This is a genomic window from Pseudomonas sp. GW823-FHT06E10 (genome assembly GCF_058794995.1).
Window position 1 is genome coordinate 1 of sequence record NZ_JBXAHJ010000003.1, and the last position, 15,101, is coordinate 15,101.

At 59.9% G+C, this 15,101-nt stretch carries 12 protein-coding genes; 7 read left to right on the forward strand and 5 right to left on the reverse strand.

Annotated elements, in window-relative coordinates:
• On the forward strand, positions 1-2,022 hold a 2,022-nt coding region (locus AC1Q6Y_RS05640), incomplete at its 5' end, for an Ig-like domain-containing protein (protein ID WP_492624139.1).
• 66 nt (positions 2,023-2,088) lie between these two features.
• Here AC1Q6Y_RS05640 and AC1Q6Y_RS05645 read toward each other — a convergent pair.
• The 4 genes from AC1Q6Y_RS05645 to nirB all read right to left on the reverse strand — a co-directional run bounded on the left by AC1Q6Y_RS05645 (position 2,089) and on the right by nirB (position 7,292).
• Positions 2,089-3,708 carry a methyl-accepting chemotaxis protein gene (locus AC1Q6Y_RS05645; protein WP_492624140.1) on the reverse strand — a complete coding sequence of 540 codons (1,620 nt, stop codon included), beginning with the start codon at positions 3,706-3,708 and terminating at the stop codon, positions 2,089-2,091.
• Between the two features lie 94 nt (positions 3,709-3,802).
• Positions 3,803-4,243, reverse strand: coding sequence for a CBS domain-containing protein (locus AC1Q6Y_RS05650; RefSeq protein ID WP_090456003.1), 441 nt, complete (start codon positions 4,241-4,243; stop codon positions 3,803-3,805).
• Between the two features lie 101 nt (positions 4,244-4,344).
• Positions 4,345-4,731 carry a nitrite reductase small subunit NirD gene (gene nirD / locus AC1Q6Y_RS05655; protein ID WP_090456004.1) on the reverse strand — a complete coding sequence of 129 codons (387 nt, stop codon included), beginning with the start codon at positions 4,729-4,731 and terminating at the stop codon, positions 4,345-4,347.
• Positions 4,731-7,292 carry a nitrite reductase large subunit NirB gene (gene nirB / locus AC1Q6Y_RS05660; protein WP_492624141.1) on the reverse strand — a complete coding sequence of 854 codons (2,562 nt, stop codon included), beginning with the start codon at positions 7,290-7,292 and terminating at the stop codon, positions 4,731-4,733. Before nirB ends, nirD begins: the two co-directional genes overlap by 1 nt.
• Before the next feature lie 941 nt (positions 7,293-8,233).
• On the opposite strand from nirB, the gene AC1Q6Y_RS05665 reads away from it, so the two are divergent.
• From AC1Q6Y_RS05665 to AC1Q6Y_RS05680, 4 genes are all read left to right on the forward strand, one after another.
• Positions 8,234-8,794 (forward strand): lipid-binding SYLF domain-containing protein, encoded by a 561-nt coding sequence (locus AC1Q6Y_RS05665; RefSeq protein WP_492585786.1) that lies wholly within the window; start codon positions 8,234-8,236, stop codon positions 8,792-8,794.
• 223 nt (positions 8,795-9,017) lie between these two features.
• A complete protein-coding gene (gene gltS, locus AC1Q6Y_RS05670) occupies positions 9,018-10,232 on the forward strand; it encodes a sodium/glutamate symporter (RefSeq protein WP_492585788.1) in 1,215 nt (404 codons plus the stop codon).
• Between the two features lie 167 nt (positions 10,233-10,399).
• Positions 10,400-10,699: a hypothetical protein gene (locus AC1Q6Y_RS05675; RefSeq protein WP_090456009.1), complete on the forward strand. Its 300-nt coding sequence runs from the start codon at positions 10,400-10,402 to the stop codon at positions 10,697-10,699.
• Positions 10,700-10,859: 160 nt separating this feature from the next.
• Complete coding sequence (locus tag AC1Q6Y_RS05680; RefSeq protein ID WP_492624142.1) at positions 10,860-12,599, forward strand: dipeptidase; 1,740 nt, start codon at positions 10,860-10,862, stop codon at positions 12,597-12,599.
• Between the two features lie 155 nt (positions 12,600-12,754).
• On the opposite strand, the gene AC1Q6Y_RS05685 is transcribed toward AC1Q6Y_RS05680, so the two are convergent.
• The gene (locus AC1Q6Y_RS05685) at positions 12,755-13,099 is read right to left on the reverse strand and encodes a DUF6124 family protein (RefSeq protein WP_492624143.1); all 345 of its coding nucleotides are present in this window, start codon (positions 13,097-13,099) and stop codon (positions 12,755-12,757) included.
• Positions 13,100-13,749: 650 nt separating this feature from the next.
• Between AC1Q6Y_RS05685 and AC1Q6Y_RS05690 the strand changes: the two genes are divergently transcribed.
• Positions 13,750-14,241 (forward strand): (R)-mandelonitrile lyase, encoded by a 492-nt coding sequence (locus AC1Q6Y_RS05690; RefSeq protein ID WP_492624144.1) that lies wholly within the window; start codon positions 13,750-13,752, stop codon positions 14,239-14,241.
• A gap of 73 nt (positions 14,242-14,314) precedes the next feature.
• Positions 14,315-15,100 (forward strand): carboxymuconolactone decarboxylase family protein, encoded by a 786-nt coding sequence (locus AC1Q6Y_RS05695; RefSeq protein ID WP_492624145.1) that lies wholly within the window; start codon positions 14,315-14,317, stop codon positions 15,098-15,100.
• Position 15,101: the final 1 nt, after the last annotated feature.

Genomic DNA, 15,101 nt, shown 5'->3' on the forward strand with positions numbered 1-15,101 from the left:
AACTACTACAGCGCCCTGGATCGCGGTAACGAAGCGTTTGTAGACGGCGTCAACCTGCGCCTGCCCAGCGGTTCGGCATTGCCCTGGGGCAACCGCGACTACGATGTGAACCTGACCGTGGCCGACAAGGCCTGGGATACCAATGGCCAGCTGTGGTTCAACCCGTTCAACACCGATGGTTTTCTCGGCGACCAGATCCTCGTCAACTGGCAGTACCAGCCGCGCCTGAACGTGCGGGCGCGCAGCTATCGTTTCCGCATCCTCAATGGCTCGGTCTCGCGCTTCTTCAGGATCGCGCTGGTGCGTGAAATCGTCGGCACCGGTGGCGAATTCCCCGGTCCGGCAGGTTCCGGTCTGTCCTATACCCGCGTGCCGTTCCACTTGATCGCCAACGACGGCAACATAATGGAACACGCCGTGCCATTCGACGGCAGCATGGACCTGGACGCCGACGGCGATGTGCAGGACCACAACGCCATCCTGCCCAGCATGGGCATCGCCGAGCGTTTCGACATCATCATCAATTTCTCGAAACACGGGATCAGGACCGGCGACAAGCTGTACTTCGTCAACCTGATGGAGCACCACGACGGCAAGGGGCCGGAGGCATTACCGCTGAGTCTGGCCGATGTCCTGTCCGGCAGGTACAAGGCGGTGCTCAAGCTGGGCAGCAAAGGGCTGGAGTGGGACGCCGGCGATCCGGTGGTCGGCAAGTTCATGCAGATGGTGGTCCAGCCTTATGCCGGCCAGGACGTGAGCATGAACCCCGCCGACTTCGAACCCGCCAAGCCGGGCAAGCCGGTGGGTAAAAGCATGATCGCGCTGACCCTTAACCGTGACGACCCGGCGGTGCAGGCCAAGCTCAACGCCGCGCGGCATCGCGAGTTCACCTTCGGCCGCTCCGACGGTACCGACGAAGAACCCTGGACCATCAAGACCGACGGCGGTTTCGGCTTCCAGATGGACCCTCGAATCATCAGCGCCGCTCCGCAACTGGCCACCGGCCCGACCCCTGCCGGCTTCTCCGGCGACGGCACCCTGGAAGTATGGAAAATCAGGAACGGCGGCAACGGCTGGAGCCACCCGGTGCACGTGCACTTCGAAGAAGGCATCGTCCTCAACCGTGACGGCAAGGCGCCGCCGGAATGGGAAAAATGGGCACGCAAAGACGTCTATAACATCGGCGAAGGCATCGACAGCTCGCAGGACGTGGACATTGCGATCCGCTTCCGCGAGTTCGCCGGGACCTACCTGGAGCATTGCCACAACACCCAGCACGAGGACACCTCCATGCTGCTGCGCTGGGATGTCGAGCACCCCGGCCAGTTCCAGTTGATGCCAACACCCCTGCCCGGCTGGGACGGCGTCACCTACGTCAATTCCGCCGCGCTGCCGACCTTCCGCACTGGCGATAGACGTGAAGAGGACGGCGATAACCAAAAACCGATTGCCAACCCCGACAGCGCCATCAGTAACACCGGCCAACCGGTGATCATCAACGTACTGGCCAACGACACCGACCCTGACGGTAACGTGCCACTTAAAGTGGTAGGTCTGGAGCAACCGGACTCCGGCAAGGGCGTGGTCAGCACCGATGGCCTGCGTGTGACCTATACACCACCGGCCACGGTCCCCGCGCCGTTCACCGCGACCTTTTCCTATAGCGCCAGCGATGCCAGGAACGCGGAGTCGGAACCGGCGATGGTATCCGTGGCGGTCTCGGCAGCGATCAACGAGAGCCTGATCGTCACCAGCGCCACCGTCACCGCCCGCAGCAACAGCCGCTGGTATTGGGTCCTGTCCGGCACCACCTCCCGTGGCACGGGCAATACCATCACGGCAACGGCCACCACCACAACCGGTACGGTGAACCTTGGCGCCGCCATCCTGACGCAGACACCGACAGGCGCGCGCTGGAACATAGCGGTGACAACCGCCGGCAGCGGCCCGTCGCCTAGCCCGACGGCGACCATCAAATCGGCCTTCGGCAAAACCGTGACGGTGCCGATAAAGGCGAACTGAGTACAACCTGGCTTTAGCGATGAGGGTCTCCTTGAGGCCCTCTTGCTACAAGCAAAACGAATCTGCCTAGGTTTTAAAGCGCGCCACCGTCTGGTGCAGCGCTCCAGCCATCTGCGCCAGCTCCTGACCGGCTGCGTGGGTATGTCGGGCACCCAATACGATCTGCTCGGACAAGTCACGAATGCCCACCAGGTTGCGGTCCACCTCACGCGCCACCAGGGCCTGCTCCTCCGTGGCACTGGCGATCAGCAGGTTGCGTTCATTGATCTGCGAGATCGACCGGGTGATCTCCTCCAGTGCCTCGCCGGAGCGTTGCGCGACTTCCAGGGTCGTCTGCACCAGGTGACCGCTGCTTTGCATTGCGGTCACCGCATGCCCGGTATCGAGCCGAATATTGCCAATCATCTGCTCGATTTCCTGGGTCGACACATGAGTGCGATGAGCCAGCGCCCGCACCTCATCGGCGACTACCGCAAAACCACGCCCGGCATCACCGGCACGAGCCGCTTCAATCGCTGCATTGAGGGCCAGCAAATTGGTTTGCTCGGCAATGCTGCGAATCACGTCCAGCACCGCACTAATGTCTTGCACACGTCCGGCCAATTGCTGAACACGTTCGGAGGTATCCATCATGCCGTCCGCCAGCGCACCTATCGAGGCCACCGTTTCCTGAACTTGCTCGCGGCCGCGTTGTGCCGTTTGCTCGCAAACCCGGGACGCCTCGCTGGTGCTGACGGCATTGCGTGCGACCTCGTCGACGGCCGCCGTCATCTGATTGACCGCCGCCGCAGCCTGTTCGATCTCCAGGCCCTGAAGTTGCAAACTGCTGCTGGTCTGACTGCTGACCGTGCTCAGCTCTTCGGACGAACTGGCCACCTGATCGACCGACACGGCGATGTGCTTGACCATCGCGTTCAAGCTTTGCTGCATCCGGTGCATGTTCATCATCACGCTACCGTCGGCATTTGCATTCACTGGCACTTGAATCGTCAGGTCGCCCTGCGCGATTTGACTCAAGACCCGCGCGGCATCATCGGGCTCGCCACCCAAGGGCCGGGTGACACTGCGCGTCACGATGACCGCCGCGGCGATGACCGAGGCCAGGCAGAATACAAGCAGCCCCAACATGTTCAGATACGCTTCTTCGTACAGGGCCTGCGCCGATCTTTCACGATCGGCGAAGATCTGCCCCTGCAGCGCCATCAAGGCGTCCAGACTTTTATAAACCTGCTGTTCGGCGGGAACGACGTGCTGTTTCAACTGCGCCATCGCGGCATCAAAAGCGCCTTGCCGGATCAACACCTGCACCTGGGTGAATGCGTCGACGTAAGCCTCGCGGTTCTTTTTCAGGGCAGCATAGGCGGTCTTGCCTTCCGGCAGATCGAACAGCGGCTCGAGGGTTTTCAGTGCCTGGCTGATGCGCTTTTTGGTGGCATCGATGGCCTCTTGCACTTGCTGATTGTCTTTGTCGATCAGCAAGTCCCGGGTGTTCCTGGCGTTGTCCCGTACACCTGTGGCAATGACCATGATCGGATCGATTTTCGGCCAGTCCCGTTTGACGATCAGCATGGCCTGTTCCTTTAGCGTTGCCAGATCGTGCAACGCATATAACACCAAACCTGTCAGTACCAACGGCGCAATTGCAAAGCCGATGACGATACGTTGTGCCGTGCTCAACCTGGCCATGTCATATGCTCCCTGATTAATTCCCGCCCGACCCCCGGCACATCTGAAAACAGCATGTACTCACAAGCCTTCGATCCACCCTGCCCCGGTCGCTTTAATGTCCGCGAATATAGTGTTCCAGTTGCCGGATCAGTTCGGCCTGCTCGACGATGGCTTCTTTAACCAGATCACCAATCGACAACAGGCCAATCAGTTGGTCGCCCTCAACCACCGGTAGATGGCGCAGGTGACTGTCGGTCATGACCGCCATGCAACGCTCAATACTCTGCTGACTGTCTGCGGTCACCACGGGCGCGCTCATGATGGCCCGGACCGGCGTACCGACCGAAGAGCGCCCCTGCAGAACGACCTTGCGCGCATAGTCGCGTTCGCTGATAACGCCGACCACCTGCCCCTCCTCCATGACAGGTAACGCACCGACATTTTTTTCGGCCATCATCTTCAACGCTTCAAGCACCGTCTGGTCTGGCGCGATGCTATGCACCCGTCGGTTCTGCACGGCCTTGAGCTTGAGCAGTTGTGCGGCTGTTTTCATACAAGCCTCCGATACTGTTTGTCATTGATCATCGACTCCGCCGGAGCCAGGCATGAATCATTAATTGAGTGAGCGTTCAGACCGCGTCGAAATCCGCGTGGTCAGGCCACCGCGACCTCCACCTGGCCTCCATTGAGGCGCACAGGCCAGACCCGCAGGCGCTGCTGCGGATACTCCAGACAACTGCCGTCCTCAAGGCGGAAATGCTGTTTGTAGAGTGGCGAGGCAATCACCAGATCGCCCTTGATGCTGCCGATCAGCCCGCGACCGATGACATTCGCCCCGGATTGCGGGTCATGATTATCGATGGCATAGAGGGTCTTGCCTTCGGCAGCCGGCAGGTAGAACAGCGCCACTTGTGCACCGTCCAGCCAGACGACGACGCCTGAGTTACTCACCAGATCATCCTGGCTGCACACCGCTTGCCAGGCATCGGGATGGACCAGGGAGGAACTGGAATAGGCTCGCTGGGTATCGGACTGGCTCATCAGACAATCTCCTCAATGACAGGGATAAGGTGGAGTTCTGCGGCCATGATCGGCCGGCGCTGACCGCGTTCCTGGACAAAATGGATGTCCGGGTCCGGGCGTTGATCGTTGACGAAGGTGCGGAAGCGCTTGAGCTTTTCCGGGTCTTTAAGGGCATTGGCCCATTCGCACTCGTAGCGGTTGACCACCAGCTGCATCTGCGACTCGAGCTCCTCACCCAGCCCGAGGCTGTCGTTGATGATCACGTCCTTGAGGTAGTCGAGGCCGCCTTCCAGGCTCTCGCGCCAGACCGAGGTACGCTGCAACTTGTCGGCGGTGCGGATGTAGAACATCAGGAAGCGGTCGATGTAACGAATCAGGGTCGCGTCATCGAGGTCGGTGGCAAACAGCTCGGCGTGGCGCGGACGCATGCCGCCGTTACCGGCCACGTAGAGGTTCCAGCCTTTCTCGGTGGCGATTACGCCCACGTCCTTGCTCTGCGCCTCGGCGCATTCACGGGTGCATCCGGAGACGGCGAACTTGAGCTTGTGCGGCGAGCGCAGGCCCTTGTAGCGGTCTTCGATGGTCAGGGCCATTTGTACGCTGTCCTGTACGCCATAACGGCACCAGGTACTGCCGACACAGGACTTCACCGTCCGGGTCGATTTGCCATAGGCGTGCCCGGTCTCAAAACCCGCTTCAATCAGCTCGGCCCAGATGTCCGGCAACTGATGCAACTGAGCGCCGAACAGGTCGATGCGCTGCCCGCCGGTGATTTTGGTGTAGAGGTCGTATTTCTTCGCCACCACGCCAATCGCGATCAGCTTGTCGGCGGTGATCTCGCCGCCGGGAATACGCGGCACCACCGAGTACGTACCGTTTTTCTGCATGTTGGCCATGAAGGTGTCGTTGGTGTCCTGCAACGGCACCAGCGACGTGTCCATGATCGGCTGGTTCCAGCACGAGGCGAGGATCGAGCCCACCGCCGGTTTGCAGACGTCGCAACCGGTGTGGCCACGGCCATGTTTGGCCAACAGTTCTTCGAAGGTGATCACTCCCTCTACCCGTACCAGCGCATAAAGCTCCTGACGGGTATAGGCGAAGTGTTCGCACAGGCTCTTGTCGACACTGACGCCGCGGGCAATCAGCTCATGCTCGAACACTTGCTTGAGCAGGCCGGCGCAACCGCCGCAGCCGGTGCAAGCCTTGGTCTGCGACTTGAGCTGGCCCAGGTCCGTACAGCCGCCGTCGATGGCCGAACAAATGGAGCCCTTGGTGACGTTATGACATGAGCACACCGTGGCCGACTCGGGCAGCGCACCCGGGCCCAGGGTCGGCGCGCCTTCGGAGGACGGCAGAATCAGGCTGGCCGGTTCCGACGGCAGGGCAATGGCGTTCTGCATGTATTGCAGCAGGGTGTCGTAATAGCTGTTGTCACCGACAAGCACTGCACCGAGGACGTGTTTGCCACTCGCATCCACCACCAGGCGGCGATAGCTGGCGCTGGCTTCGTCGATGAATTGATAGCTGCGCGCGCCCGGGGTGTTGCCGTGGGCGTCGCCGATGGAGCCGACATCCACCCCCAGCAGCTTGAGCTTGGTCGACATGTCGGCACCGGTGAACGGCTCGGCGACTTCGTTGCACAGACGGGCCGCGACGCTGCGCGCCATCTGGTAGCCCGGTGCGACCAGGCCGAACAGGCTGCCGTTCCATGAAGCGCATTCACCGATGGCGTAGATGTTCGGGTCGCAACTTAGGCACGTGTCGTCGATCACCACGCCACCGCGCGGACCGATCTCCAGCGCGCATCGACGAGCCAGCGCGTCTTGAGCGCGGATACCGGCGGAAAACACGATCAGGTCGGTTTCGAGGAATTCGTCATTGGCGAAATTCATGCGATAGCGGTACTGCTCGCCCGCACTGATCGATTGCGTGGCGCGGGACAGGTGTACACCGACGCCCAATCGTTCGATCTGCGCCTTGAGCGCCTGGCCACCGAGGTCATCCAGCTGTACCGGCATCAGGCGCGGCGCGAACTCCACCACGTGGGCTTCAAGGCCCAGGCTCTTCAACGCGTTCGCGGCTTCCAGCCCCAGCAAGCCACCGCCGACCACCACGCCGCGCCGGGCATTGGCCGCCGCAGCCCGAATGGCATCGAGGTCTTCCAGGGTGCGATAGACCAGGCGCGATTCACCTTCGGCGCCTTCGATTGGCGGAACGAACGGATAAGAACCGGTGGCCAGAACCAATTTGTCATACGAGACGCAACCTTGCGAGGTGACCACCTGGCGACGGGCGCGGTCGATTTCCAATACCGGCACACCCAAGTGCAGCGTAACGCCGGGCGTCTGGTAAAGCGACGCATCGGACAGCGCCAGCGACTCGGCATCACGACCGGAGAAGTACTCGGAAAGATGCACACGGTCATAGGCGCGCATCGGCTCCTCACTGAAGACGTGCAGCCGGTAATGGTCAAGCGCTCCACGCTCGATCAGCTGTTCGACACAATGATGTCCGACCATGCCATTACCGATCACGATCAGCGTTTGCATCTTGTTCAACGTGGCAACATTGGAATTCATAGAAAGCACCCAGCCCGAGCCAATCACGGTTTTAAAAGCAAAAAAAAACGCCTGAAACCTTTCGGTTCCAGGCGTCTTTGCCTGTTCTTTTGCGGTGTTCAAACCAGGCATCTATGCCTGATCCACCGATGCTGCCCACGACCTGTTCGGCCAATCGATCGTCGTTGACCGAGGGGGCTGTCCACACGAATGCGTTCCAGGTGGACCTGAAGTCAGCCTTGCAGCCTTTGTGCCAGCCAGCGACACAGAGACTTCAACTATCTGGAAACACTGACTTTTGAGCCTGGGGGGATTGTCACGACGCTGGAGCTACCGCAGGCGATAGCGCTTTGCGGCGCTTCCCACTGGTGCACGTTGTTAGGCATGGCGCTTTATAAAAGTGCATGGACCGTTCGATTCCACAGCTTGTCAGCACTGAAGCCTCGATCTGCTTTTCCTGTCAGCCCTGTCATGTCGCCGTCACATCCACCAATCACAATGGGATCAGCCAAATGGATTTGGCCCATCTACAGAGAGCTTGGCCGACGCCGGGCTTTTTCATTGCTACGACGACATGCTTTTCACGAAACGCTCACAGAATGGAGCGCAGATTGGAAGCACAAAAGGATTTGACCCCAAACAGAAGGCCCGCCATTGCGCGGGCCTTTTGCTGCCTGCATTGAGCGCGTGATGAATCGATTTCAACCGGGATTCAACCGCTTCATAAAGTGAAACTGGCAGCCAGAAGCAGAACTGACAGCGAACCCGGCCGATACTCAACGGTCATAACAGCTGATGGCAGCGCAAATGATCAGTGGCCCCCGGGCCGGCTTCATTCACGAGCGAGGCCTGCAATTCACACATTTCAGGGCGCGCCGGATAACCTCAGTGGATTCGGTTCCTGCATGACGCAGGCACTTGCCGCTGCTCTCATCCCCCTGCTCCCTCAGCGGAGTACGCAAATGACTCAATCAATGCGGTTCCTCCTGTCGTTCTTCCTCGCGATTGCAACATTGGCATCGGCCGGTTTCCTGAACAATGCCGCAGCGGCCACCGCCGAGGATCTGAATGCCGACGCTCGGCAAGCGTTGCAGGCGCTCTACAAGACCAATCCATTCTCCGAAACCATCTCGCACCAAGCCAAGGCTGTGCTGGTCTTCCCGAACATCATCAAGGCAGGACTTGTATTCGGCGGCAGTTATGGCGAAGGCGTTTTAATGAAGGGCACGAAAGTCGAGAACTACTACAACTCCGTCAGCGGCTCATGGGGGCTGCAGGCCGGCGCCCAGTCGTACGGCTATGTGGTTTTCCTGATGACCGATAAAGCCGTGGACTATGTAGCCAAAACCAAGGGTTGGGAAATCGGTGTAGGGCCAACAGTTGTGTTTGTGGATGAAGGGGTTGCGAAGAACCTGTCCAGCTCGACGCTCAAAGACGACGCCTACGCGTTTATCTTCGACCAGCAAGGGTTAATGGCGGGGGTCAGTATCGAGGGAACGAAGATTTCTCTGATCAAGCGCTGAAGTCACCGTCTGACTGGCCATCGGGAGCGTGATGGCGGCCTATGCCAACCCGGATGGGGGTTCCCCTTTAGGCTAGGCTGTCCTCACTCCTGGCGTACAGACGCACCTGATGATTGGGAAGCCATCTGGACGAGCAAGGCTGTTTCGACCGTTCATTGATCCAGGTCTAAACATTGAATGACCGAATCCTGATAATGACTTTTCAGTTTTAGGTAGGCCTTAAATGACTTCACAGCTCTTCCAGGTTCACGGCCTCGTGAGTTTTACCCTTGCCATCCTCCTGCTTTTCCTTGGCAAAACCCTCGTCCAGCACAACGCCTTTCTCCGTCAATACTGTATCCCCGAATCGGTCGTCGGCGGCTTCGTCTGTGCGGCGGTTACGTCCTTGCTTTACTTTGGCCTGAATATCCAGATCGAATTCGATCTGCAAGTTCGCGACACCCTGCTGCTCTATTTCTTTGCCGGCATCGGCTTGAAGTCGGACATGCGCCAACTGCTCAAGGGCGGGCGCCCGCTGCTGATCCTGCTGTTACTCGCCGCTGTGTTCATTCTGCTGCAGAACTCGCTGGGCATGGGCGTGGCCGAGGCTTTTGGGCTTGATCCCAAGGCGGGCTTGATGGTGGGCTCCATTTCCCTCACGGGTGGGGTGGGCACGACCCTGGCCTGGGCACCGCTCTTCGTCGAAAAGCTGGGCATCAGCAACGCCCACGAACTGGGCATCGCCAGCAACACTGTCGGCCTGATTGCTGCTTGCGTCATCGGCGGCCCTATCGCCAACCAGCTGATACGCCGTTATCAACTGACGCCGTCCAGGGATGCGGAGCTGGAAGTCGGCATTCTCGAGCAACAACCGAGCAAGGCGCTGGACTACTACGACGTGCTCTGGGCCTGGATGTGGCTCAACCTGACCCTGATGCTCGGCTATGGACTCAACCTGCTGCTGGTCGATGCCGGCATCACCCTGCCCAAGTTTGTCAGCTGCCTGTTCGCCGGCATTGTCATTCACCACCTCGTTCTGGCCTTTGTCGGTGACCTGCGACTGAAAACCTGGAGCGGTGCCAGCCTGGGCCTGTCGCTGATCTCCGATATCTGTCTGGGCATGTTTTTGACCATGGCCCTGATGGGTCTTCAGCTCTGGCAACTCAGCGGCGCGTTGATGTTCATTCTTTGCGCATTGACCCTGCAAATCCTGCTGACGGTCGCCTATACGTATTTTGTGGTCTTCCGCTTTATGGGGCGCAATTACGAAGCCAGCGTGATTGCTTCCGGGTTCGGCGGGATTGCCCTCGGTTCCACGGCGACGGCCATCGTCAACATGTCGACCGTGACGCAAAAGTACGGCGCGGCGCACCAGGCCTTCCTGATCGTGCCGCTGGTGTGTGGCTTTTTCATTGACCTGGTCAATGCCGTGATCATCAGCATGTTCAGTGGTCTGTAGCGACCTCGGCCCGGCTCTCGGACGGCCGGACACACCGAACCTGGGAAAGCGGACGAAAGGAGCAGCAGGATCGATGCCGCAAGGATAGGCTCAGAGTAAGAGAGTGCCCCAGCCCTGATCCGGCCAGGTACGATCTCAAATGCGCCTCTTGCTACAGGGGAACCGGGATGACGGGACACACTGTGCGCCAATGCTCGTCATGGATCCTGCTATCCCTGCTCGCCGTCGATCTGGCGCTGATAGCCGGCTGTTCAGGCAAAGCCAGTACGGCTCAATATTCAGCCCCCAGCGTCGGCTCGACCTGCTATGCAAAAGCCCTCCCCACTGTCGGCGAAGGAGGCCTCGCCTGGGGCGACACCCTGGACATGGCTCGCCAGAAATCCCTGAGTAATTGCATACGCTATTCCGGCCGGTCCGGCGGCACGCCAAGTACCTGCAAAGTGGTGATGGCGGAATGTAAGCATTGATAGAGCGGTTTTTCATTTCTGCGCCGCTTTTGCATTTCTGTGCGACAGATCCCACTTCAGGGGCTCCCGTTTCACACGCTCGCGGTGTTAGCTTTGAGATGTTTCTGATCAGTCGATCAGATATTTCCTACGAACCGCCTGCAAAGGAATGCCCCCAGCAATGGATTTCTCCCTCAAGCACCTGGCTGCGACCACCCTCATGCTCGCCAGCCTTTCGTCGTTCACCACCGCTGCCCACGCCAACATCACCCCGCAACAGAACGCGATCATCCTCAAGACCTTCAGTGATGCATCGGTCAAGGATTTCAGGCAGTTCCTGGGAAGCCTGGCCAAGAGCGATATCGCCAAGACCGACAACCTCGGCCCGGCCATCCGTGCCTTCCTCGACAACAAGACGCTTACCGCCGGGCAACAAAACGAAATCCATCGTTTGCTCGGCCTCTATGCCCGGGTGAAATACGGCAGCGCGGCCACCGAAACCCTGAAGGAGCTGGTGGCCATACCGACCGTGCGCGTGGACGGTGTCGACCAGCACGACAATCCCGAATTCCTCAAGATTGCCGAGAAGATCAAGGGCCTGGCCCAGGCGTTCAACCTGAACTTTCGCAACATCGACAACCGCGTCTACGAGATCTCCCTGGAAGGCAGCGGCGATGAAGTCGTGGGCATTCACGCCCATGCCGATGTGGTGCCGGTGACGCCGGAAAACTGGGTGCTGCAGGACGGCACCCGCCTCGACCCGTTCAAGGTCACCCTGATCGGCGATCGCATGTATGGCCGCGGCACCGAGGATGACAAGAACGGCATCGTGGTGGCGCTCTACGCCATGAAGATCATCAAGGAGGAGAAGCTGCCGCTGGCCCGCAACTTCAAGCTGCTGGTCGACACCACCGAAGAGACCACGGGCGACGCCATCCCCTACTACTTCGAACGCAACCCCACACCCAACTACAACCTGGCGCTGGATGGCGGCTACCCGGTGGTGATCGCCGAGAAAGGCTACGGCACGGTCATGGCCAGCTTCGCCAAGCGCACCGCGCAAGGCAAGGGCGCAGAGATCACCTCGATGACCGGCGGCCTGGCCACCAACCAGATTCCATCGACATCGGTTGCGACCCTGGTGACCGACAAGCCCGCCGAACTGGCCGCCAGCCTGCAAAAGGCCGGCACCGAATATGCCAAGCGTAACGGCGGCAACTTCGAGGTCGCTGCCAAGGTCGACGGCAAGGACGTCAAACTGACGGTCACTGGTGTGTCCGCCCACTCCTCCGAGCCCGAGTCCGGCGTCAACCCGGTGGCCAGGATGCTCGACTTCATCAATGGCCTCGACGGCAAGGTCGCGCTCAAGCACAACCAGATCACCGACGCCGCCCGCTACGCTGCCGATAACTGGGGGCTGGACTACCTGGGTGGCAAGTTGGGAGTCGGTTTTTCCGATGAATTCATGGGCCCGCTGACCACGTCCCTGACCTATGTCGGGATGGATGACAAAGCCTTCAAACTCGCAGTCAACCTGCGCGTGCCGAAGGGCAAGACGCCGGATGTGCTCAAGTCCGAAATCGCCGCAAAGCTGGACGCCTGGAGCAAGAAGACCAGCATCGCACCAACCTTCGACCTGTCGATCGCCGAACCGATGTACCGCAACCCCGAGGGTGAATGGGTCAAGGCCTTGCTCGCTGTGACCAGCGAAAACCTCGGCATGGAACACAAGTTCGGCACCTCCGCCGGCGCCACCTCCGTGCATGAACTGCCCAACGGCGTGCAATTCGGCCTGGCCATGCCGGACGTCAAATACACCGGTCACAACGACAACGAGTTCAAGACCACCGAGCAGTTCCTGCTGGACTTGCAGATCGTGACCGAAATGATGGGCCGCATCGGGCAATTGCCGAAGCTTTGATCCCCCCTTCGGACCCGCCACCCTGGCGGGTCCATTGCTCCCAAATCACATGCCGGCCCCTGTAGGAGCGAGCCTGCTCGCGAAAAACCAGAGGACGTCACGGTAAGTCTGGTTTCCCGCGTCATCGTTACCCCCCATCGCGAGCAAGCTCGCTCCTACGGGTCGATTTGATCCAGCACCCGGTTCGCCGTGATCTCCGCCAGCATCACGCTGTTGGAAATGCCCAGCAACGCATTGCGCGACCCACCGTCCAGGTGATCCACCAACTGATGGACCATCACGTCGACCGACGCGAGGGTTTCGACCAGATAAACCATCAAGGTTTCGGGACTCGCCTGCGGGTCCACGGAGAACAGGGTACCGGGTGTGCGCGGTGTGGCTTTGATATCGGCAATCGAGGGGATGTGAAAATCGGGGGCGGCTTCGTTGAGCCTGGTTGAGTCGGGTTCATGTGGGGAGACCGGATCGGCCTCCGGTGGGTTTGGCGTTACCTTGAACATGATCTTCAATTCCTGAGTGATGCGGTCACCACTTCGCGACTAAACGAAGGGGTGGCAGCTGTACGCAGGTTAGTCGACCGGGGAATTGAAGAAGCCGGCGCACCCAAAGGTGCCCTGCGCACAGCCACCATCAAATACAGGAGAAAATACCTGTCTGACGGACACTTGTGCGACTTCAATTACCAACGGGCGACTAAACCCGATCACTGATGAGCAGTGACACGAATCAAGTTACCGACGGCCTGCGAGGCGCACAAGCCGGCGGATTCTGGCGTAACCGTAGGCAACGGCGCAAGGTCTTGTAGCTTGCATGAAGTAACCTTAAACACCGTTAAACAAACGCTCTCCGGCGATGTTGAGTGACATGGCGCACTTGCCCGGATTGATGAATAAGCCTCATGAACCCTTGCCGATTTACCCGTCTAGTGCTCATCCGTTAGCTCGCTTACTGTTTCCCCAGCGGTCCTGCACCCAGCCGATACCACTGACGTGCAGCCTGACCATCAAAAACGGGAATTTGGGGTGAAACCATCCCGCCCGTTGTGTGCTCGTTCCTTACGGCCCACGACCTGAGAGGGAAAACCATCTCCCCTTCAACACCCACGGCGGCTGCCTCGCAGTTGGCTGACCCGCCTTTAGGAGCAACATTGATGAATCCCTTGATCGCCCCATTGGTGGCCTTATCGCTCATGGCCGGGGAAGCCTGCGCCCAGTCCTCCAACGAGATCCGCATTACCCACGCCGGCTCCCAGCCCTCCATCAAGGGGGCTGCGGAAAACTTCACCGGCACGGTTCGGGTTGATGGCCTGTTCAAGGGGGATTCCCCTGCTCGCATCGGCGGTGGCACGGTGACCTTCGAACCCGCCGCACGCACGGCCTGGCATACCCATCCGCTGGGGCAAACGCTGATCGTCACCGCCGGAGTCGGCTACGTGCAGCAAGCGGGCGGCCCACGTCAGGAAATCCGTCCGGGCGACATTGTCTGGATCCCGCCGCAAACACGTCACTGGCATGGCGCGACGGCCACCCACGGAATGACTCACATCGCCATCGCCGAAGCCGAGGACGGCAAGGCTGTCACTTGGGCGGAAAAAGTCTCGGATGCGCAGTACGAAGGTCAATCGCCCGCGCAGGGCTTGTAGCTGTTTGTTGTAGATCAACCTCACTCGAGCACCGCCTGCCAGGCAGTGATGAGCAATGGATGGAGCTTTCACGATGACCACTGATACACCGATTGCACATCGCAAGACCGGTGCCCTCCCCGCGCTGATAGCCCTGTGTCTGGGCCTTGGCTTGATATCGGGTGTGGCCACTCAGAACGCCGAGGCATCGCAACCCATGACCAGCACACAACCTGCGGCACAAACGCTGTCGGCCAGGCAACAGGCCATTCCACTGATCGCAGCGTTCATGGCAACCAGTGACATGCCCAGGCTCAACGCTGCCTTGAACCAAGGCCTGGACGCCGGCCTGACGGTCAGCGAGACCAAGGAAATCCTGGTGCAGCTCTACGCCTATGTCGGCTTCCCCCGCAGCCTCAATGCGTTGAATGAACTGATGACGGTGGTGCAAGCGCGCAAACAACGCGGCATCCAGGATGCGCCTGGACGCGAACCCAGCCGTGCCATTGCAACCGGTGAGGCATTGCTCGCAGCAGGAACGGCCAATCAAACCCGAATTTCCGGTGGCCCGGTCAAGGGGCCGGTGTTCGATTTCGCCCCGGTCATCAACCGGTTTCTGCAAACCCACCTGTTCGGCGACATCTTCGAGCGCGACAACCTCGACTGGCAAAGCCGCGAACTGGCGACCGTCGGCGCTCTGGCCGCAACGCCGGGTGTGGAGTCGCAGTTGCGCTCGCACATGCGGGCGAGCCTGCGGGTGGGGTTGAGCGTGGAGCAATTGCGCCAAGTCATCGAGGTACTGGCCGAGCACGGCGATGAACAATCCGCCAAACGTGCAAGCACAGCCCTGACACAGGCACTTGCTGCCTCGGGAGGTTGAA

What these genes read in the sequence shown, in the direction of transcription:
- AC1Q6Y_RS05685 (WP_492624143.1), bottom strand. Translation starts at nt 13,099, where the DNA reads ATGTTCAAGGTAACGCCAAACCCACCGGAGGCCGATCCGGTCTCCCCA.
- AC1Q6Y_RS05665 (WP_492585786.1), top strand. Translation starts at nt 8,234, where the DNA reads ATGACTCAATCAATGCGGTTCCTCCTGTCGTTCTTCCTCGCGATTGCA.
- AC1Q6Y_RS05695 (WP_492624145.1), top strand. Translation starts at nt 14,315, where the DNA reads ATGACCACTGATACACCGATTGCACATCGCAAGACCGGTGCCCTCCCC.
- nirB (WP_492624141.1), bottom strand. Translation starts at nt 7,292, where the DNA reads ATGAATTCCAATGTTGCCACGTTGAACAAGATGCAAACGCTGATCGTG.
- gltS (WP_492585788.1), top strand. Translation starts at nt 9,018, where the DNA reads ATGACTTCACAGCTCTTCCAGGTTCACGGCCTCGTGAGTTTTACCCTT.
- AC1Q6Y_RS05690 (WP_492624144.1), top strand. Translation starts at nt 13,750, where the DNA reads ATGAATCCCTTGATCGCCCCATTGGTGGCCTTATCGCTCATGGCCGGG.
- AC1Q6Y_RS05680 (WP_492624142.1), top strand. Translation starts at nt 10,860, where the DNA reads ATGGATTTCTCCCTCAAGCACCTGGCTGCGACCACCCTCATGCTCGCC.
- nirD (WP_090456004.1), bottom strand. Translation starts at nt 4,731, where the DNA reads ATGAGCCAGTCCGATACCCAGCGAGCCTATTCCAGTTCCTCCCTGGTC.
- AC1Q6Y_RS05650 (WP_090456003.1), bottom strand. Translation starts at nt 4,243, where the DNA reads ATGAAAACAGCCGCACAACTGCTCAAGCTCAAGGCCGTGCAGAACCGA.
- AC1Q6Y_RS05675 (WP_090456009.1), top strand. Translation starts at nt 10,400, where the DNA reads ATGACGGGACACACTGTGCGCCAATGCTCGTCATGGATCCTGCTATCC.
- AC1Q6Y_RS05645 (WP_492624140.1), bottom strand. Translation starts at nt 3,708, where the DNA reads ATGGCCAGGTTGAGCACGGCACAACGTATCGTCATCGGCTTTGCAATT.